Genomic DNA, 19,280 nt, shown 5'->3' on the forward strand with positions numbered 1-19,280 from the left:
ACCATGCGTCCTGAGCCCGTTGTTGTCGACGCTGTGCGGAGTCCGATCGGCCGTGCCTTCAAGGGATCCTTGGTGGACTGGCGACCCGACGACCTCGCTGCACACGTCGCGCGCGGCCTGTTGGCGCGCGTACCAGAAGCCGAGGCTGCGGCGATCGACGACGTGGTGCTCGGTGCCGCCAACCTGGTCGGCGAACAGGCGAAGAACCTCGGCAGGATCGCCGGCTCGCTCGCGGGACTGCCCGACAGCGTGGGCGGAGCGACAGTGAGCCGCGCGTGCGCGTCGTCGTTGCAGGCGGTGCGGATGGTGTCGGACGCGGTGGTCGCAGGCGGCGGGGACACATTCCTCGCGCTCGGGGTGGAGAGCACGACGCGGACCCGGCACGACGCCTTCGTCCCCGGCAAGCACGGCAACCCGAGGTTCCTCGAGGCGGCCCGCGACGACTACGTCAACGACATGTACATCGCGATGGGCGTGACGGCGGAGAATGTCGCGAAGCGGTTCGGTGTGTCTCGTGAGCGGATGGACGAGTTCGCCGTCCGCTCGCACGCACGTGCCGTCGCCGCACAGGACGCCGGTTTCTTCGACCGCGAGATCGTCACGGTGCCGCTCCAGGACGGCAGCGCGCTGGCGGCCGACGACTCACCACGCAAGAAGACGTCGGTGGACCTGCTCGCCACGCTGCCCGCGGCGTTCGCCGACGACGGTGTCGTGACGGCGGGCAACAGCTGTCCGCTCAGCGACGGCGCAGCGGCCGCGCTCGTCATGTCGCACACCAGGGCCGGCGAGCTCGGCCTGCGGCCGCGGGCGAAGGTCCTCGGCTGTGCGGTCTCCGGTGTCGCGCCTGAGTTGATGGGATCGGACCGATCGACGCCACCCGCAAGCTGCTGGACAGGCTGGGGCTGACCATCGGCGCCTTCGACCTGGTGGAGCTGAACGAGGCGTTCGCCGCACAGGTACTCGCCGTCGTCGACGAGCTGGGGATCGACGAGGAGAGCCAGCTGAACCTGCACGGTGGTGCGATCGCGCTCGGTCACCCCTTCGGCATGACGGGGGTGCGGCTGCTCACCACACTGCTGAACGGTCTGGAGACCTCGGACGGCACGTTGGGTCTCGCCACCATGTGCGTCGGTGGCGGGCAGGGCTTCGCCATGGCGGTCGAACGACTGCCCTGACGGGAAGGAACGCGATGGAACGCAGGACGTGGACGAGCAAGGACTCTGCACTGTATGCCCTTGCCGTAGGTGCCAGTGGACTCGACAACGCCACGGAACTGGCGTACTCCACGGAGGATCTCGGTGCGGACGGACAGCGGGTGCTGCCGTCGTTCGCCGCGGTCGTCGGCCGCCGTACCGCGGACGCGTGGGACGGGCTCGGTGACCTCGACAAGCGGGGACTCGTGCACGGTGAGCAGGCGCTGCGGCTGTACGCGCCGCTGCCGGCCGCGGGCACGGTCGACGTGCAGAGCAAGGTCCTCGAGGTGCTGGACAAGCGCACCGGCACACTGATCCGCACTCGCACGACCGGCTTCGGCCGCGGCGGCAAGGCGTTGTTCGAGGCCGACTCGGGGACCTTCCTGCGCGGCGTGACAGGTATCGGCGACGCCCAGGGCGCCGCGAGCGAGCCGTGGTCACTACCGGAACGCGATCCCGATGTGAACATGCGGCAGCACACCCATCCGGAACAGGCGTTGCTCTATCGCCTCACCGGCGACATGAACCCGTTGCACGCCGACCCGGAGGTCGCGCGGCGAGCCGGCTTCCCCGGGCCCATCCTGCACGGGCTGTGCACCTACGGCTTCGCCTGCCGTGCGGTCGTCGCGCAGCTGGAGTCCGGTGGCGGGAAGCTGAATGGGATGAGTGCACGGTTCTCGGCGCCGGTCTACCCGGGAGATGCGCTGATCACGCGGATATGGCTGGACGGTAACGACGTGACGTTCGTGGTCGACGATGACGACGGTCGACGCGTCTTGGACAGGGGACGGGCATGGTAGATAGAGACGCGAATGGACGACGCTGAAAGTAGTGAGCGACGCGTGCACACCTCGGTGGAGGTGCGGGACGGGATAGCGCTGCTGACGTTGCGGCGGCCCGAGGTGCGCAACGCGTTGGGCACACAGATGCGGGCAGAGCTGAGGGATCTCGCCTACGAGTTCGCCTCCGACAGTGCAGTACGCGGCGTGATACTCACGGGCGAGGGCACGAGCTTCTGTTCCGGTGGCGACCTGAAGGAGATGCACGCGCTGCGCGAGAGCTCACTGGAGAGCGGGATCGCGCGCTACCTGCACGACTCGATGGCGACCGTGTTGGCGTTGCGGTCGCTGGGCAAGCCGATGATCGCTGCGGTCAACGGGCCGGCCGTGGGCGCGGGCTTCGGTCTCGCGCTGCTGGCCGACCTGCGTGTCGTCGCTGCGGATGCCTGGTTCGCCGCGCCGTTCGTGGAACGGGGGTTGATGCCCGACTGGGGCCTGTCGTACTCGCTGGCCGAAGTACGTGGGCCTGGAGAAGGCCAGATACCTGTTGCTGTCCGGCGCGCGTTGCGATGCTGAGTCGGCGAGCCGCGCCGGCTTCGCGTCAGAGGTGGTGCCTGCGCCCGGCCTGCTGGAGACGAGCTTCGAGCTGATGGCGCAGATCCTCGTCGGTGCCCCGCCTGCCATCGCCGCCACCCTCTACGGGGTGGACCGCTTCTTCGGCCGGGTGGACCTGGTGGAGGCGATGATCGCGGAGGCGTACGAACAGGGCCGACTGCGTAGGAGTGAAGACCACCTCAACGCCGTGCAGCTCTTCGTCGACCGCGGTCGAGCCAGCTGACTACCGCTCAGTCGAGGGCGAGGCGGCGTAGTGCGGTGCGGTCTACCTTGCCGACGCCGTTGGTGGGGAGGCGATCGACTACGGTGACGGCGGCCGGGGCGTAGACGCGGGACAGGCGGGTGTGGACCAGCTCCTGCAGCTCGTGCTCCGACGGCTGCTGGTCGCCGTGGAACGCGACGAACGCTACCGGTACCTCGCCGAGGTCGGCGTCGGGCCGGCCTACGACACAGCACTCGCGGACGGCTGGGTGCGCGACGAGCTCGCCCTCGATGACCGCGGGGGACAGGTTCTCGCCGCCGCGGATGATGACGTCCTTCAGCCGGCCGGTGATGGTGAGGTAGCCGTCGGCGTCGAAGGTGTCGAGGTCGCCGGTGCGCAACCAGCCGTTCCGCACCGGCTGTTCGACGTCGGTGCCGAGGTACCCCTGCATCAGTGCCGGCCCCGAGATCCGGATCTCGCCGGTCGCGCCTACCGGTACCTCCTCGTCGGTGTCCGGGTGGAAGAGCGCCACGCGTTGCCCGGCGAGCACGGTGCCGACCGTGCCCACCCGCCGGTCGTCCGGCGGGTTCATCGTCGACGTGCAGGTCGCCTCCGACAGTCCGTACGAGACGACGAGTGGCACGCCGAACGCGCTCTCGATCCGTTCGTGCTCGGCCACGGTGATCGGTGCGGAGCCGCAACGCAGGAACCTGAGGTAAGGGAACGAGTCCGATGCCTCCACGTGCGGCAGCATCCGGTTGTACATGGTCGGTACGCCGGTGACGTACGTCGGCCGGAACGTCCGCAGCTGCTCGACGGCGTCGGCGGCGCGGAAGCGCGGGATCAGCACCATCGTGGCGCCGGCGAGCAACGGCACCACCAACTGGTTGTTCACGCCGTTGGTGTGGTGCAACGGCATCAGGTGCAGCAGTCGGTCATCCGGTGTCACCCGTGTGTGCTGCCACACGCCAGCGGCGTTCGTGGCCATGTTCGTGTGGGAGAGCAGCACGCCCTTCGGCTGGCCGGTGCTGCCGGACGTGAACAGCATCATGGCGCGGTCGTCGCCGGGTACCGTGTCGTCGAGGTACGCGTCGGCGGTGCCGTCGACGCGGAGTACCTCGATCCCCGCCGCCGACAGTGTGGCAGCGGGCAGCGTGCCTTCCGGGTCGACGAGCTTGCGCATCCCCACGATGGTCAGCCGCTGTACCACCCCGTCGTCCTCGAGCCTGGGCTCGAGGAAACACGGACAGCCGCCTGCCTGCAGTACACCGAAGAACGTGGCCACCGTCTCGACCGACTTCGTGCCGGCGATGCCGACCACGTCACCGCGCCGCACACCAGCCGCGTGCGCCGCGCCGGCGTGCGCGTCCACCAGCCGGCCGAACTCCGCGTATCCGACGGTGCCGTCGGTATGGTCCACGAACGCGACCCGTCCGGCGTCGGCGTGCGCGGCGATGGCCGTGCGCAGTTGTGCGGGGAGCCCTGTACTCGTGTCGATCAACGTCATTCCTCCGAACGGGCGGTGCGTCAGCCGCGGATGGCGGCATCACGATCGAACTGGCCGTCCGGGTCGAGTGCGGCGAGCGCCTCCACCTCGGCCGGAGTGGGCGGCGGGGTCGGGCTCGCCGTGCTGATGTCGAGCCCGAAGCCGGTGCGGGCGACCACCTCGTCCACCGTGGTGTCCGGGTGCCAGGAGTCGAGTACCAGCCGGCCGTCGCGCAACACGAGCACCGCGATCGGTGTGACGACCCCGTGCATGCCGCCGGACGCGGTGACGAAGTCGAGCCGCTCGACCATCGTCCTTGTCGAGTGCTCGGTGCGCCAGGTGCAGGACCGCCGGGCGGTCGGCAGCATGACCGCGCCGCCGCCTCCGCCGGGCAACCGCACCTTCGGGTGGTGCCAGTCACCGATGCACGAGACGTTGGTCTGTCCCCGCCCGTCGACCTGTGCCGCGCCGAGGAAGCAGAGGTCCATCCGGCCGCGGGTGCACAGGTCGTAGAAGTCCTCGTTGTCGAAGATCGCCGTCGAGCCCTCGGCGAGCACCGGGTCCGAGCTGGACAACGGTGCCGACGGTGGCGTCGGGTCGACGCCGCCCGCGACGTTGATGTAGACGAAGTCGAAGTCGTACGCGCGCTTGGCGAGCAGGCAGGCGAGCATCGGCAGTGCCGAGTTCACCCCGCTGAACGTCACCTCCTGCGGCCGTACGAACCTGGCCAGGTTGGTGACGATGTACGAGAACGGCGACCACTGCTCAGCCATGCGCGCCGACCTCCGCTTCCGGTGCCGCGGCGAGGTGCTCCTGCAGCGCATCGTCGCCGTCGCGCAGGTAGCGCTCCACGCTCGGATAGTCGACGCCGTAGTCCGGCCAGCACGACCCCGGCCAGGCGCCGTTCGGCAAGACACTGACCGCCTCGACCATGAAGTGCGGCACGAGCGTCAGCTCCGGCTGCTCCTTGAACCTCTCCGTCGGCGCCAGCCGCTCGGCGACGACGAGCACTCGGCGTGCGGCCCTCGTCATCACCCGGTCCCAGTGCGTGGTGCCGAAGACGCGCACGTCGCCCTGCGGGCTCACCTCGTTCGCGTGGATAACCGCGACGTCAGGTGTGATCTCGGGGATCACCCACACCGATCGGCCGGAGCCGTACGGGTCCTCGATCTCGTGCCAGCCGTTCAGCGCGGGCAGGTCGGAACCGTGCAGTCCGCCGCACGGCTGGAAAGGTACGCCGAACGCGGCGGCACGCAGACCGGCGGTGAGGCTGGCGCACGCGTGCTCTTCGAGCGTGACGTCACCGTTCTCCACCGCCCTGCGGTACCACGGCGCGAGGCCGAAGTTCCCTTCCAGTGCCACGATCCCCGTACGCGCCCGTGCGACGCACCCGGCGCGGCAGAGCAGGTCGATGTCGTAGCCGGGCGACTGCTTGACGACCTCCAGGCCCGTACGTCGCTGCCGGACGAGCTCGCGTACGAGCGCGAACGGCCCGCGGTGCAGGAAGCTGCCGCCCAGGGTGAGCGACGCCCCGTCCGGTATGCGCTTGGCGAGCTCGGCGAGTGGGACGACCTTGTCGTCGTCTGTGGTCACCGGTGTGCCCCCTCCCTGAATCGGCGGATGCGGTGCGCGAGACCCGGGCTCGCCGCACTGCGGACCAGGTCGGCCAGGTCGGCGTCCCTGGTGTCCGGCGTCAGCACGTCGTGCAGCCGGGCCCGGGTCTTCGGCGTCAGCGTGTCGGTGTCGTGCTGTAGGCGGGTTACGTGCGCGTCCCACTCACCGGGTTCGACGACTGCGGTGGCCAGCCCGGCCGCCGATGCCTCGGCGGCGTCGACCGTACGTAGGCCGGCCAGCGTGCTCTGCGCCCACGACGGCGAGGTGCGGTGGGCCAGCCGTCGCGTGCCGAGCACCAGACCGAAGGCGAGCCCGGGGAAGCGAAACGTCGCGTCCGGGCTGGCGACGCGGTGGTCGCAGGCGACGAAGAGGTCGGCACCCGCGCCGAAGTTCCTGCCGTGTGCGAGGGCCACTGTCGCGTACGGCGCGTGGTGGATCGCCTGGAGCAGCAGCTCGATCCGGACGAACCGGTGCAGCAGCTCCGTATCGGGGTCGCCGCCTTCGCCGAAGTCGAACCCTGCGCTGAGGTTCTTGCCGCTGCCACGCAACACCAGCAGCTGTGTGTCGTCGGGGGTTGCTTGCACGGCGTCGATGAGCTCTTCGACCAGGTCGGCGGAGAGCGCGTTGCGTTTGGCCGCCCGGTTCAGGGTGACGGTGACCACCGCGCCGGTACGGGTGACGTCGAGCTCAGCCATTGGCCGTCCCCTTCACCCAGTCCTCGCCAGTCAGTTCTGCGCCGTGCTCGCCGAGCGCCGGTGGCTGGCGGTAGACGGGGAAGCCGGCTCCGTCGAAGCGGACCGGTGAGCCGAACGTCCGCGTACGCTGACCGCCCGGCAGCTCGATCTCCTCGATCCAGCCCATGTGCTCGACCTGCGGGTCGGCGAGCGCCTCCGAGTACGTGTGGATGGGGGCGCAGGGCACACCGGCCGTACGGAACAGGTCGAGCAGCTCGGTGCAGGTGCGGTCCTTGAACTCGACCTCCAGGATGTCGCGCAGCGCCTCCTGGTGGCTCGCGCGCGCCGAGGTGCTGACGAACCTCTGGTCGTCGAGCAGGTCTTGCCGGTCGATGGCCGTACACACGGCACGCCACAGGCTGTCGTTGCCGGCCGCCATCGCGAAGTGCCCGTCGCTGGCGCGGAACGCCTGGTACGGCGCGTTGCGCGGGTGTGCGGACCCGAGCTTGCGTGGGTCGGTGCCACGGCCGAAGTACTCACTGGTCTGCAGTGCCGCGATCGCCAGTGACACGCCGAGCATCGGTGCGTCGATGTGTACTCCGCGGCCGGTGTCGCGTGCCTGGACGAGTGCGGTGACGATGGCGAACGCCGCGTAGAGGCCGCTGCTGAAGTCGGCGATGGGCACGCCGCACTTCACCGGGGCGCCGTCGGGTTCGCCGGTGACGCTCATGATGCCGCTCATCGCCTGCACGGTGAGATCGAAGCCCGCCTCTTCGGCGCGCGGTCCGTCCTGGCCGAAGGCCGAGATCGAGCAGTACACGAGGGCCGGCTTCTCGTCGCGGAACGACTCGTAGTCGAGGCCGAGGCGGGCCATCACGCCCGGTCGGTTGTTCTCCACGACGACATCGGCGGCGAGCACCAGGCGGCGGGCCCGTGCGGCATCGTCGGGGTCCTTCAGGTCGAGCGCGACCGAGCGCTTGTTGCGGTTCAGCGAGGCGAAGTTCTCGCTGAAGCCGTCGGTCAGCGGTGGCCACTGCCGCAGCCCGTCGCCGCCGTGCGGGTGTTCGATCTTCACCACGTCCGCACCCATGTCGGCGAGCAACATCCCGCAGAACGGGCCGGCGGCGACGTTGCAGAACTCGACGACTCTGATTCCCGCCAACGGTCGTGGCACCCGATCATCCCCTCAGCTCGGTATCTTCTTGCCGCCGAAGCGGCCGGTGGCTTCCTCGTAGTCCACGCAGCCGAGCTGCTCGGAGAGCGTGCGTGCGGTGTCGAGGACGATGGTGCTGTGGCGCTTCAAGGTGGCCGGCCGCAGCCGGTCCGCGGGCCCGGAGATACCGATGGCGGCAGTCGGCGAACCGGTCGCGTCCAGCACGATGGCGGCCAGGCCGCACACCGACTCGCGCCACTCACCGCGGTTCATCGCGTAGCGCTGTCGTCTGACGGTGGTGAGCTCGTCGAGCAGTGCGTCGCGGTCGCCGAGCGTGCGTTCGGTGTGGGTGGACAGCCGCTTCGGCAGCGCGGCAAGCGTCTCGTCGGCCTGGTAGGCGAGCAGTGCCTTGCCGGTGGCGACGCAGTGCGCGGGAGCCCGCCCGCCGATCGTGGAGTATGCACGCACGGGTTGCGGGCTCTCGATCTTGTGCAGGTAGATGACCTCGATGCCGTCGAGTGCCGCGAGGTGCACGGTCTCCTCGGTCGCCGCGGCGAGGGCGTGCATGTGCGGCTCGGCGACGCTGCGGACGTCCACCCGCCCCATCACCGAGCTGGCCAGCTCGAAGAGCTTGAGGGTGCACTCGTACGTCCCTGCGGTCTCGGCCGGACGGACGTAGCCCGCGCTCACCAGCGTCTGCAGGGTGCGGTGCACGTTACTCTTGGTGAGCTCCAGTTCGCGGGAGAGGTCGGCGATGCCTCGCGGTGCCGGGCTCTTGGCCAATGCCTCGAGCATCGTCAGGCCCTTCAGTAAAGTCGAGTCCATTGTTCTAATATATAGAACCTCGTTCTATATAACAATATTCGACCGCAGAAATGACGGTCAAGCAGTTGGCACCCCACAAGCGCTCTGCTGTCATATCTCTGTTCTACATCACGATACATAGTTCTAAAAAATAGAACGCCACGATCGATGGAGATGTGCTGGCCAGCGGAGCTCGCAAGGTGTCGAAGGGTGGTTCCGTCTTCCGGGTGGTGGGCGGCAACTTCCTCGAGATGTTCGACTTCATGGTGTACGGCTTCTACGCCTCCGCCATCGCTACGGCCGTCTTCCCCAGCGACAACGAGTACGTCTCGTTGATGTTGTCGTTCGTGACGTTCGGCATGGGCTTCCTGATGCGGCCGTTGGGCGCGATCATCCTCGGCGGCTACATCGACAAGCACGGTCGCCGCAAGGGCCTGATCCTGAGCCTTGGGCTGGTGTCGATCGGCGTACTGCTCATCGCGCTCACGCCCGGGTACGCGACGATCGGGCTGGCTGCGCCGATCCTCGTGCTCCTCGGCCGGTTGCTGCAGGGCTTCTCCGCGGGCGCGGAGTCGAGCGGCGTCTCCGTGTACCTGGCGGAGATCGCGACGCCGGGCAAGCGCGGCTTCTACGTCAGCTGGCAGTCGGGCAGCCAACAGGTGTCGGTCATCTTCGCCGCCGTCATCGGTGTCGTGCTCCACTTCACCCTCGCCGACGCGCAGATGCAGGCGTGGGGATGGCGGGTGCCGTTCCTCATCGGCTGTCTGATCATCCCGTTCCTGTTCTGGATCCGGGCCACACTGACGGAGACCGAGGACTTCGAGGCCCGCACAAAGCAACGCAGGCCGAAGTTCCGCGAGGTCTACGCCACCCTGGTGCAGAGCTGGCGGATCGTGCTGACGGCGATCATGTTGGTCACGCTGACGAGCGTGATGTTCTACCTGATCACCACGTACACGCCGACCTTCGGGGAGCGTGAGCTCGGCCTCTCGCAGACGGACAGCTTCGTGGTCACGCTGTGCGTAGGGTTCTCGAACCTGTTCTGGATCCCCGTCATGGGTGCGCTCTCCGACCGACTCGGCAGGTTGCGGGTGCTGACGGCGTCCGCCGTGCTGGTCGCGGTCACCGCGTTCCCGCTGATGCTCTGGCTCACCGCGGCGCCGTCGTTCCCGCGGATGCTGGCGGTGTTGCTCGCCCTGTCGTTCATGTACGGCGGTTACCAGGGCGTCATGGTGGTGACTCTTACGGAGATCATGCCGGCGAAGGTACGGGCCAGCGGCTTCGCGCTCGCGTACAGCCTCGCGCAGGCGATCTTCGGCGGCTTCACCCCGGCGATCGCCACCTGGCTGATCAACGTCACGGGGAACAAGGCCATGCCTGGCGTGTGGCTGTCGTGTGCCGCGCTCGTGGCGCTCGTCGGCGCGTACGCCGTGCACCGCAGCAAGGTGCTGACCCGGGCCGACGACAGCTTCGTCCCCACCGCCTCCACTGCCGACCAGGCCGCGGAGCGGGTCGGCTGACCGTCCGCGGCGCGCGGCGCGAGAGGATGGGCACGGAAGCGGAGGGTGCCCATGGTTGGCGAGACGGATGCGGTGGCCGCGGCGGAACAGCTCCCGGCCGGCCGCGCGTACCGGCAGATCGTCGACGCGGTGGAACGGGATCTCTACGCCGGCGTGCTGCAGCCCGGCGACCGGCTGCCCAGCGAGCGCGAGATGGTCGCGCGTTACGGGGTGAGCCGCGCGTCGGTGCGCGAGGCGTTGCGGGTGCTGGAGAACTCCGGACTGGTGCGGTCGCGGCACGGTGACCGGGCCGGGCCGCTGGTGCTCGACCCGGCCGGTGGGCCGCTGGCCGACACCATGACGAGGATCGCCAAGCTGCACGGCTGCACCCCCGGTGAGCTGGTCGGGTTCCGCATGGTGCTGGAGTCGGCGGCGAACCAGCTGGCCGCGTATCTGCGCACGGAGGACCAGCTGACCGAGATCCGCGGCAGTCTGGCCGCGATGCGCGCCGCCGTCGACGAGGGCGGCGAGGCGTTCGGCCGGGCGGACTTCGCCTTCCACGAGTGCATCGTGCGGGCGAGCAGGAACACGCTGCTGGAGTACAACCTGAAGGCCGCGCGGCAGGCCGTGCTCGCGCAGATCGGCGACAAGATCGCCCAGGCCGGCGACGCCAGGGCGCAGCTGGAGGAGTCGCTGCGCCACCACGAGCTGGTGTTCGCCGCGATCGAGTCCGGTGACGGCGAGCTGGCCGCCGCGCTGGCGAAGCAGAGCTTGCTCGCGTACTACGGGGACGCGCTCGCCGTGGACGAGCGGCTGGCCCTGGCCAAGCTCTGCGGTCCCGGCGAGAACCCCTTCGTCAACTCCTAGCCACTCACCACTGGACAGACCAGTGCGGAGCGCTTACCATCGTGCACTGGTCTGACCAGTCATTTCCCGAGGAGTGACATGCCCCGCCCCTGGGCCCTGGTGACCGGCGCCGCCGCCGGCATCGGTGCCGCCTGCGCGGCCGAGCTCGCCGCGCGCGGCTACGCGCTGGTGGTCGCGGACCTCCCCGGCGAGCCGGCCGACCAGCTCACCGCGCAGTGGCGCGCCGCGGACGCCGAGGTCGTGCCGGTAGCCGCGGACGTACGCACCGACGAAGGGGTGGACGCGCTGGGTGCGGCCGTCGACCGGGCGGGGGAGCTGGCCGCGCTGGTCAACAACGCCGGCACCGGCCTGACCAAGCCGGTGGAGGAGATCGCCCCGCGGGAGTGGGACGACCTGTTCGGCGTGCACGTCCGCGCCCACTTCCGGCTGGTCGCGCGCTGCTCCGCCGCGCTACACGCAGCCGGCGGCGCGGTGGTGAACGTCAGCAGCGTCGCCGCCCACGTCGGGCTGCCAGGCCGCACCGCGTACGGCGCGACGAAGGCGGCCGTCGAGGGCTTCACCCGGTCGCTGGCCGGCGAGTGGGCGCCGCACGGGGTGCGGGTGAACGCGGTCGCGCCAGGCACCATCAGGACCCCGCTGGTGGAACGCAACTTCGAGCGCGGCCTGCTCGACCCCGACATGGTGCTCGCCCGCACCCCGATGGGCAGGTTCGGCACGACGGCGGAGGTGGCGAAGGTGGTCGCGTTCCTCGCGAGCGCCGACGCCTCGTACGTCACCGGCCAGACCATCTGCGTCGACGGTGGCTGGACGACGTGGGGAGGCTGACGTGACGAACGGACGACAGGTGGCCGTGGTCACCGGTGGCGCGTCGGGCATCGGCGCGGCGACCGTGCAACGGCTGGTCGACGGCGGCTGGCGGGTCGCCGTTCTCGACCGCGCCGCCGAGCCCGGCGTGCACCTGCAGGTCGACGTACGCGACGGCGATGCCGTCGCAGCCGCGTTCACCGAGGTATGCGATCGCTGGGGCGACGTCGACGCGGTCGTGCACTGCGCCGCGATCGCGCAGCGCGGCGAGTCCGTGGCGGAGCTCAGCGTCGACCAGTTCAGGGAGCTGGTCGACGTCGATCTCGTCGGTAGCTACGCCGTCGCCCGCGCGGCTGCCGACGCCATGCGTACCGGCGGCGGCGCGATCGTGCTGGTCTCGTCCGGTTCGGGGATCCGCGCACGACGCGGGATGGCGGGCTACGGCGCCGCGAAGGCCGGCGTGATCCACCTGACCAAGCTGCTCGCCGTGGAACTCGGGTCGGCAGGCATCAGGGTCAACTGCGTCTCACCCGGCGTCACGCTCACCCCGCTGATGCTCGACGCGTGGGGCGCCGCGGATTCCGACCAGGCCTTCGCCATGGCCGACGCGCAAGCACCGATACCGATCGGCCGGCTGGTGACTGCGGACGAGGTGGCGGCCGCCGCCTGCTACCTCGTCTCGCCGGACGCCGGCGCGATCACCGGCCACAACCTCGTCGTCGACGGTGGCCGCTCACTGTAGGCAGCAAACCCATGGGAGACATGATGACCGGTTCGGCGACGGCGACGCCCGACACCTCGCCCAGACGGACCCGCAAGGCAGTGTTCGCCGGCGGGATCGGGAACTTCATCGAGTGGTACGACTACGGCGTCTACGCCGCGTTGAGTCCCGTGCTCTCGCAGCTGTTCTTCCCGTCCTCGAGTGTGGTGGCGTCGACGCTGGCGAACTTCGCGGTGTTCGGCGTCGGCTTCGTGGTGCGCCCGCTCGGCGGCCTGTTCTTCGGCCAGCTCGGTGACCGGAAGGGGCGCAGGGTCGCGCTCGGGCTCGCGCTGATCATGGTGTCGCTGGCCACCTTCGGCATGGGCCTGCTGCCGACGTACGCGTCGGTAGGCGTCGCGGCACCCATCGCGTTGACGTTGCTGCGCCTGGTGCAGGGCTTCTCCGCCGGCGGTGAGTGGACCGGTTCCGCCGCGCTGATGGTGGAGAACGCCCGCGAGGGCAGGCGCGGCTGGATCGCCAGCTGGCAGCAGTTCAGCGTGATCGTCGGCCAGCTCGGCGGCATCCTCGTGGTCACCGCGATCACCAACGTCTGGTCCGAGCAGTTCCTGCGCGATGTCGGCTGGCGGTTCCCTTTCCTCATCGCCCTGGTGCTCGGCCTGGTCGGGCTGTACGTGCGGTTCCGGATGGAGGACACGCCGCACTTCCAGAAGCTGGAGCAGGAGGAGCTGGTCGCGGCGACGCCGACGAGGGAGGCACTGCGCACCCAGCGCCGCGCGATGCTCACGGCGTTCTTCTTCGTCGCGTTCCCGAACGTCGGGTTCTACACGTTCATGGCATACATGCCGACGTACCTGAACCAGGCCGCCGGGTTGAGCCTGACGGACGCGTACACGGTGAACCTGGTCGGCATGTGTATCTACGCCGCGCTCACGCCGGCTCTCCGACCGGGTGGGCCGGCGGCCGATACTCCTCGTACACGTGCTGGGCATGATCGTGTTCTCGCTGCCGATCTACTGGCTGCTGTCGCACGGTTCGTTCCACGTGGCATTGATCATGCAGGTGCCCGCGCTCGGCCTGATGTCGCTCTACGGCGGTGCGGGCACCGCGGCCGTGACGGAGATGTTCCCGAGCCGGTTGCGGTACTCCGGGCTCGCGTTGCCGTACAACCTGAGCTCAGCCGCGTTCGGTGGCACCGCACCGATCGTCGGCACCGGCCTGATCGCGCTGTTGGGTACGCCGATCGCCCCGGCGTTCTGGGCGATGGCGGTGGCGGTGCCGACGCTGGTCGTCTACCTCAGGCTGAAGGAGACCGCACACGAACCGCTGCGCGACGTGTGAGCGTACGCCAGGGAGGAGATCGTTGTGAGTGAACCGATCGACGTCGTGCTCACCTTCGACGTGGACGCGGAGACGCTGTGGGAGGCGCGTGACCCGGAGAGTGCGAGCAAGCCGATCTGGCTCTCCCAGGGCAGGTACGGCCCGACGGTCGGGCTGCCGCGAGTGCTCGATCTGCTTGCCAGGTACGCGATTCCCGCGTCGTTCTTCGTGCCTGGGCTCGTCGTGCAGCGCTACCCGGCGGAGATCGGTACCATCGTGGAGGCTGGGTTCGGCATCGGCCACCACAGCCACACGCACACCTGGGCGAAGGACCTCGGCGAGGCGCAGGAGCGCGAGGAGTTCGAGACCGCACTCGGCGTGCTCGAGGAGTTCACCGGCAGCAGACCGCGTGGTTACCGGTCGCCGTCCGCCGAGTTCACCCTGCGCACCATCGCGCTGATGGAGGAGTACGGGTTCGAGTACTCGAGCAACATGTTCGACGGTGACTCGCCTTACCTGCTGCGCGACGGCGACCGGGAGACGGACATCCTGGAGTTCCCGTTCTCCTGGTATCTCGACGACGCGCCGTTCTTCTTGTACAGCAACAAGTTGCCAGGCCGCACGATCTCCGCGCCGAGCGCGATGTTGGAGACGTGGACGATCGAGTTCGACCAGTTGAGCAGGGAGCCGGACCGCTGCCTGGTCGTCGCCATGCACCCGCAGGTGATCGGGCGGCCGTCGCGGCTGTGGGTGCTCGAACGGTTCGTGGAACACGTGTTGGAGGCGGGCAACGCGCGGTTCCGTACCTTCGAGGAGCTGACCGACGAACTGCGCCCCGCGCTGTTGCAGAGGCGATCTGGTTGAGCGATTCCAGCGAGGCGGGCCGGTTGCTCGACGGGCCTGCGTGGGCGATGCGTGATCGCCTCGTACGGCACGAGCTGACCGTTGCCGAGGTCGTGGACGAAGCGTTGCGGCGGATCACGGAGCGAGACGGCGCGGTGCACTCGTTCCTCACCGTCGACGAGGCGGGTGCCAGGGAGACGGCACAGCGGTTGCAGGCGAAGCTCGACGCCGGCGAGCAGCCAGGGCCGTTGTTCGGCGTGCCGGTGTCGTTGAAGGACCTCTACGAGACCGCCGGCGTGCGCACGACGTCGGGATCGCGGGCACTCGAGGACTACGTGCCGGACTTCGACTCCGTGCACGCCGAGCGGTTGCGCGCCGCGGACGCCGTCATCGTCGGCAAGACGAATACGCCGGAGTTCGCCATCTTCATCCGCACGGTGAACGACCTCGCGCCGGAGACGGTGAATCCCTGGGACCCGGCACGCACGTGCGGTGGTTCGAGTGGCGGCGCCGCGGCGAGCGTGGCGGCCGGGTTCACCCAGCTCGCCGTCGGCAGCGACGGCGGCGGCTCCACCCGTATCCCTGCGGCGTTGTGCGGCACCGTCGGCGTGCAGCCGAGTCGCGGTGTGGTGCCGCACGTCGGCGGTCTGGTCGGCACGTTACTGTTCTCGTCGGCCGGCCCGATTACCAGGGACGTACGCGATGCCGCGACCATGCTGCAGGTGCTCGCCGGTCCCGACGACCGAGATCCGGCCTCCGTGCCGACCCCGCCCGGCGACTACCTGACCGGTCTCGACGACGGCGTCGCCGGCCTCCGGGTGACCTGGTTGCAGCGGTCCGGGCTGTTCGACGCGACCGAAGAGATCGCAGCGACTTGCAGGGAAGCGCTGGCCGCGCTTGAACGCGCGGGCGCAACGGCGCGGGAGTCCGCAGGCAGCATGGAGGCGGCGCGCTGGCGCGAGGGTTTCTACGCAATGATGATGGCCGACAGGTACGCGGTCGGTGGCGCCAGGTTCTACGAGGACATCACCGCCAGGGGTCTGCTCACCGACTACGCGCGCACGCACTTCGAGCGCGCCGCCACGGTCACCGGCGCGCAGTACTCGGCCGCGTTGGCTGACCGGTTCGCCGCGATCCGGTTGGTGGAGGACCTCTTCGACGGCGCCGACCTGCTCGTCACCCCGACCGTCGGTATGGTCGCCGCTGAGCTGTCGGACGACCTAACCAGGATCCCCGACGAAGCCAGATTGCCGTACGTCGCGTACACGTACCTGGTCAACTACACGGGCTACGCCGCAGCGACCGTACCCTGCGGCCTGGTCGACGGCCTGCCGGTCGGCCTCCAGCTGATCGGCCGCCCGGGCAGCGAGGCGACCGTACTGCGCGCCTGCCGCTCGCTGGAACACGCGCTCGCACCGTTCCGAAGCCCCACTTCCCCACGCACGGCGTGCTCATGAGCCCTGGCGCGTGACGACGGTGACCTCCGCGGTCCCCAGGCGTCCGTGCTCGGCGCGCAACCGCACCGTGCCCGCGCGGCTCGCCACGCTGCGCACCCAGACGGCGCCGACACCCCCGTTCGCGCCGAGGTCGAACGGGTCGTCGCCGACGAGCTCACCCGGGCCTTCGACGGTCAGCGACAGCTTGCCCGTCACGTAAGGGCGCGGCGAGCCGTGCCTGTCGACCGCGCGGAACGAGACCCTGGTGGCGTCCGAGCCGTCCGCGCGGATCGCGTCGTCGTCGGCGTGCAGCGCCAGCCGGTCGCCCTTGGTGTCGGCGGAGAACCGGCGCCGCAGCACGCGTTCGCCGTCCACGTAGCCGTCGATACGCAACTCGCCGGCGGAGGCACCGTCGACGGTCAGGTCGAGGAACGACGGCGGGTACGGCAGGTAAGGGAACCGCGCGACCGCTGGCCGCACGGTCGCACGGTGCCCGTCGCCGACGTACACCTCGAGCCGCTCACAGTTGGAGCAGACCATCGCCTCCTTGCCAGGACCGTGCTCTGGCGAGTCGGCACCGAAGTCCCAGAAGAAGGCGGGCTCGATCACCGGGCGCACGCGGGGGTCGACCTGGGCGCGGTAGATGGTCGCTCCGAGCTTGGGCATGCGGAACGTGTCGAGCACGCCGTTCCACTTGAGTCCCTCGTAGATACGGTTGCCGCCGTTGATCGACTGGTAGTCGATCGCCGACCAGGCGACCAGGCCGGCGTAGCGGTCGTCGCTGCCCGCCTGGTTGTGCACCTGCGCGTGCAGGTACGCCTGACGCGCCTGCACGTCGGCGGGGTCGGTGTGCCGGTAGAGAGGTGCGCCGTCGAGCGACCCGACAGACTCCGTAACGTAGTACGGGATGTCGGGCAACGGCGGCCGCAGCGTCGCCACCTCGCCGGCGCCGAGGTAGTTGTTGTAGGCGAACACGTCGTGCTGGAAGTCCCTGCGGGAGTACAGTCCACCGACCATCGCGCCGGACGTCTGGCGCGAGTCGTCGAGCTGCTTCGCCACCTTCTCCGTGCGGGCATAGAAGCCGGGGAAGTTGGCCGACTCGTTGATCCGTACGCCCCAGACGACGACCGACGGGCGGTTGCGGTCGCGCCGGATCATCGTCTCGACGTCGCGTACCGCAAGGTCCTGCCAGGCCTCGTCGCCGACGTACTGCCAGCCGGGTATCTCCTCGAAGACCAGCAGGCCGAGCTCGTCGCACGCGTCCATGAACGCGGCGGACTGCGGATAGTGGGCGCAGCGAACCGCGTTGCAGTTGAGCTCGTTGCGCAGGATCTGGGCGTCGCGACGCTGCACACGGTCCGGCATGGCCATCCCCGTGTACGGGTACGTCTGGTGCCGGTTGAGGCCGAACAGCTTGACGTGCCGCCCGTTGAGGTAGAACCCGTCCGCTTCGAACCGCGCGTCGCGGAACCCGATCCTCGTGGCGTACTCGTGCATCCGCTCGTCGTCCACGATGAGCGTCGCGGTGACGTCGTAGAGGTGCGGGTCGTCGACGTCCCAGAGCCTTACGTCGCCGAGATCGTCGAGCGTCGCTTCGACCGTGGTGCGCCCCGGTTTGCCGAGCTCGACCGGCACCGACCTGGTGGCCACTACCCGGGCGCCGTCGGTGAGCCGCACCTCGACGCGTGCACTGCCTGGCAGTGCTTTCGCGCCGTCCAGCGTGCACTCGACGTCCACCCGCCGCTTCGCGGACAGTACGCTCACCGGCTTGGCGAACACGTCGTCGATGAACACCTGTGGCACCACGCGGAGCGTCACGTCACGGTAGAGCCCGGCGGGCTGCAGGTAGTCGACGGTGATCGCGCCGTTCTCGTGTCCGGAAGGCGGTACGTCGAGCCAGCGTCCGTCGAGCACGACGGCGAGCACGTTGTCGCCCTCGCGCACGAGGTCGGTGAGCTCGTAGCTGAACGGCAGGTAGCCGCCGAGGTGTTCCTCGAGCTCGGTGCCGTTGACCGTCGGTGCCACCGCACTGAGTGCACCTTCGAAGTCGACGAAGACGCGCTTGTTCGCCAGGTCGTCCGGCGGCCGGAAGTGTCGGCGGTAGATCCACCGGTGTTCCCACGCCTCGATGTCCCAGTTCCGCCAGGAGAGGTCGACGGCGGAGTGCGGCAGCGTGACCCGTTCGAAGTCGGCGTCGCCGTAGTCGGGACGGGTGCTGCCCTCGATGCACCTGCCGCCGAACAGCCAGTCGGTCGTCAACGGGACCCGATCTCCCTCCTGGCCGCGCGCCGTCGCGGCCGCGACGGGCAGGTGCCGCCCGAGCGCGGCGACGGTCGCGAGGCCGGCGCTTGCGCCGAGGAGCTGTCGCCGGGACAGGCGCCGTACGCTCATCGCCCGACCTCCAGCCGTGCGTCCGCCCAGTCGGCGCCGTCGTTGGCCTGCCCGTCGGCCGTGGGGTCGGCGACCAGGTCGAGCTGCTCGATCCCCGTGACGTCGACGGATACCTGCTCCGCGGCCGAACTCCCTGTAAGCACGGGGCTCTCGTAGAGCACCCGCCCGTCCCCGAGCACCCGGAACTGGACGCTGCCGGCGCCGCCGCGCACGTCGTCGATGCCGACCACGGCCGTGAAGCGCGTGCACTTCCCGCCGAGATGTACGCCGACGACGCTGCGGGCGTTGGTCCCGATGCCCTTCTCGTACGTCTTCCCGTCCAGCCGGATCGGCCCGCCGTCACCGGGCCTCAGCTGGCCGTTCGCCGCGTCCCGCTCGATCGGGCCGTACCCGTTGGTCGCCCAGGAGAAGTCCAGGTCGCTGACGTAGACGTCCTTGTCAGGTGCCGGCGGCGGCACCACGGCGACGCTGCGCGCAGCGGTCACCGATCTGCGGTCACCTGGCCGGCCGTACGTGGCTGTTGCAGTCAGCTGCATGTCGTACGGCGGTGCCTCTGCCCGCAACGGTGCCGCCCATCGCCAGCGCGATCTGACCGAGCTACCTGACCGCACGTCGGAGTGCTTGGTCGCGGTGGTGGGGGAGAAGACCCCTGGACCGTGGAGCGCGAGGACGACATCGCCGGCCAGCGGTGCGTCGAACGTGACGCCGACTTCCGTCACGAAGTCGGGCACCCCCTGCCGGTCCGGCCGTGCGGATGCGAACGCGATGTCCCACACGGTCAGCGGGGCGTCCACCTGCTCGGGAGCATCGATGCTCAGGCCGTCGTCCATGTCGGAGGTCTTACCACGTTGTAGAACAGACGGACAAGGCCGAGCACGCGGC

Annotated in this window: 18 protein-coding genes and 1 pseudogene; 11 read left to right on the forward strand and 8 right to left on the reverse strand. The window is 69.6% G+C overall.

The annotated features are described in order from the left end of the window. Positions 1-3: 3 nt before the first annotated feature. From GEV07_05695 to GEV07_05710, 4 genes and pseudogenes are all read left to right on the forward strand, one after another. A pseudogene (locus tag GEV07_05695) lies at positions 4-1,175 on the forward strand (acetyl-CoA C-acyltransferase). A gap of 14 nt (positions 1,176-1,189) precedes the next feature. Continuing rightward, a complete protein-coding gene (locus tag GEV07_05700) occupies positions 1,190-1,993 on the forward strand; it encodes an enoyl-CoA hydratase (GenBank protein MQA02228.1) in 804 nt (267 codons plus the stop codon). A 12-nt stretch (positions 1,994-2,005) separates the two neighbouring features. After that, positions 2,006-2,548 carry a hypothetical protein gene (locus GEV07_05705; GenBank protein ID MQA02229.1) on the forward strand — a complete coding sequence of 181 codons (543 nt, stop codon included), beginning with the start codon at positions 2,006-2,008 and terminating at the stop codon, positions 2,546-2,548. Next, on the forward strand, positions 2,493-2,810 hold the full coding sequence (locus GEV07_05710; GenBank protein MQA02230.1) for a hypothetical protein: 318 nt from the start codon (positions 2,493-2,495) through the stop codon (positions 2,808-2,810). Before GEV07_05705 ends, GEV07_05710 begins: the two co-directional genes overlap by 56 nt. A gap of 7 nt (positions 2,811-2,817) precedes the next feature. Here the strand turns inward: GEV07_05710 and GEV07_05715 are convergent, their stop codons facing one another. From GEV07_05715 to GEV07_05740, 6 genes are read right to left on the reverse strand one after another with little or no spacing between them, the layout of a single operon-like run. Then, positions 2,818-4,296 (reverse strand): AMP-binding protein, encoded by a 1,479-nt coding sequence (locus GEV07_05715; protein MQA02231.1) that lies wholly within the window; start codon positions 4,294-4,296, stop codon positions 2,818-2,820. 20 nt (positions 4,297-4,316) lie between these two features. After that, positions 4,317-5,048, reverse strand: coding sequence for a glutaconate CoA-transferase (locus GEV07_05720; protein ID MQA02232.1), 732 nt, complete (start codon positions 5,046-5,048; stop codon positions 4,317-4,319). Next, positions 5,041-5,868 carry a CoA transferase subunit A gene (locus GEV07_05725; protein ID MQA02233.1) on the reverse strand — a complete coding sequence of 276 codons (828 nt, stop codon included), beginning with the start codon at positions 5,866-5,868 and terminating at the stop codon, positions 5,041-5,043. Before GEV07_05725 ends, GEV07_05720 begins: the two co-directional genes overlap by 8 nt. Beyond that, positions 5,865-6,584 carry an enoyl-CoA hydratase/isomerase family protein gene (locus tag GEV07_05730; protein MQA02234.1) on the reverse strand — a complete coding sequence of 240 codons (720 nt, stop codon included), beginning with the start codon at positions 6,582-6,584 and terminating at the stop codon, positions 5,865-5,867. Before GEV07_05730 ends, GEV07_05725 begins: the two co-directional genes overlap by 4 nt. Further along, positions 6,577-7,725: a CoA transferase gene (locus tag GEV07_05735; protein ID MQA02235.1), complete on the reverse strand. Its 1,149-nt coding sequence runs from the start codon at positions 7,723-7,725 to the stop codon at positions 6,577-6,579. Before GEV07_05735 ends, GEV07_05730 begins: the two co-directional genes overlap by 8 nt. Before the next feature lie 24 nt (positions 7,726-7,749). Further along, the gene (locus GEV07_05740) at positions 7,750-8,541 is read right to left on the reverse strand and encodes a helix-turn-helix domain-containing protein (GenBank protein MQA02236.1); all 792 of its coding nucleotides are present in this window, start codon (positions 8,539-8,541) and stop codon (positions 7,750-7,752) included. Between the two features lie 158 nt (positions 8,542-8,699). Here GEV07_05740 and GEV07_05745 point away from each other — a divergent pair, with 158 nt between their 5' ends. From GEV07_05745 to GEV07_05775, 7 genes are all read left to right on the forward strand, one after another. Next, positions 8,700-10,040, forward strand: a complete 1,341-nt coding sequence (locus GEV07_05745; protein MQA02237.1) for an MFS transporter — start codon at positions 8,700-8,702, stop codon at positions 10,038-10,040. Between the two features lie 51 nt (positions 10,041-10,091). After that, positions 10,092-10,886, forward strand: a complete 795-nt coding sequence (locus GEV07_05750) for an FCD domain-containing protein (GenBank protein MQA02238.1) — start codon at positions 10,092-10,094, stop codon at positions 10,884-10,886. Between the two features lie 78 nt (positions 10,887-10,964). Then, a complete protein-coding gene (locus GEV07_05755) occupies positions 10,965-11,711 on the forward strand; it encodes an SDR family oxidoreductase (protein ID MQA02239.1) in 747 nt (248 codons plus the stop codon). A gap of 19 nt (positions 11,712-11,730) precedes the next feature. Next, positions 11,731-12,432, forward strand: a complete 702-nt coding sequence (locus tag GEV07_05760; GenBank protein MQA02240.1) for an SDR family oxidoreductase — start codon at positions 11,731-11,733, stop codon at positions 12,430-12,432. A gap of 11 nt (positions 12,433-12,443) precedes the next feature. Next, positions 12,444-13,781: an MFS transporter gene (locus GEV07_05765; GenBank protein MQA02241.1), complete on the forward strand. Its 1,338-nt coding sequence runs from the start codon at positions 12,444-12,446 to the stop codon at positions 13,779-13,781. Then, positions 13,774-14,592, forward strand: a complete 819-nt coding sequence (locus tag GEV07_05770; GenBank protein ID MQA02242.1) for a polysaccharide deacetylase family protein — start codon at positions 13,774-13,776, stop codon at positions 14,590-14,592. Before GEV07_05765 ends, GEV07_05770 begins: the two co-directional genes overlap by 8 nt. Beyond that, entirely contained in the window at positions 14,589-16,028 is a 1,440-nt protein-coding gene (locus GEV07_05775; protein MQA02243.1) for a hypothetical protein, read from the forward strand. Before GEV07_05770 ends, GEV07_05775 begins: the two co-directional genes overlap by 4 nt. Here the strand turns inward: GEV07_05775 and GEV07_05780 are convergent. Together GEV07_05780 and GEV07_05785 are read right to left on the reverse strand one after the other, a co-directional pair. Next, on the reverse strand, positions 16,023-18,398 hold the full coding sequence (locus tag GEV07_05780; protein MQA02244.1) for a beta-galactosidase: 2,376 nt from the start codon (positions 18,396-18,398) through the stop codon (positions 16,023-16,025). The two genes, GEV07_05775 and GEV07_05780, sit on opposite strands and share 6 nt — an antisense overlap. Beyond that, entirely contained in the window at positions 18,395-19,228 is an 834-nt protein-coding gene (locus tag GEV07_05785; protein MQA02245.1) for a hypothetical protein, read from the reverse strand. Before GEV07_05785 ends, GEV07_05780 begins: the two co-directional genes overlap by 4 nt. Positions 19,229-19,280: the final 52 nt, after the last annotated feature.

The organism is Streptosporangiales bacterium, from assembly GCA_009379825.1.
GTDB lineage: Bacteria > Actinomycetota > Actinomycetes > Streptosporangiales > WHST01 > WHST01.

Coding starts and splice junctions, on each gene's coding strand:
- GEV07_05720 (MQA02232.1), bottom strand. CDS start 5,048: ATGGCTGAGCAGTGGTCGCCGTTCTCGTACATCGTCACCAACCTGGCC.
- GEV07_05740 (MQA02236.1), bottom strand. CDS start 8,541: ATGGACTCGACTTTACTGAAGGGCCTGACGATGCTCGAGGCATTGGCC.
- GEV07_05755 (MQA02239.1), top strand. CDS start 10,965: ATGCCCCGCCCCTGGGCCCTGGTGACCGGCGCCGCCGCCGGCATCGGT.
- GEV07_05730 (MQA02234.1), bottom strand. CDS start 6,584: ATGGCTGAGCTCGACGTCACCCGTACCGGCGCGGTGGTCACCGTCACC.
- GEV07_05780 (MQA02244.1), bottom strand. CDS start 18,398: ATGAGCGTACGGCGCCTGTCCCGGCGACAGCTCCTCGGCGCAAGCGCC.
- GEV07_05715 (MQA02231.1), bottom strand. CDS start 4,296: ATGACGTTGATCGACACGAGTACAGGGCTCCCCGCACAACTGCGCACG.
- GEV07_05705 (MQA02229.1), top strand. CDS start 2,006: ATGGACGACGCTGAAAGTAGTGAGCGACGCGTGCACACCTCGGTGGAG.
- GEV07_05785 (MQA02245.1), bottom strand. CDS start 19,228: ATGGACGACGGCCTGAGCATCGATGCTCCCGAGCAGGTGGACGCCCCG.
- GEV07_05750 (MQA02238.1), top strand. CDS start 10,092: ATGGTTGGCGAGACGGATGCGGTGGCCGCGGCGGAACAGCTCCCGGCC.
- GEV07_05765 (MQA02241.1), top strand. CDS start 12,444: ATGGGAGACATGATGACCGGTTCGGCGACGGCGACGCCCGACACCTCG.
- GEV07_05700 (MQA02228.1), top strand. CDS start 1,190: ATGGAACGCAGGACGTGGACGAGCAAGGACTCTGCACTGTATGCCCTT.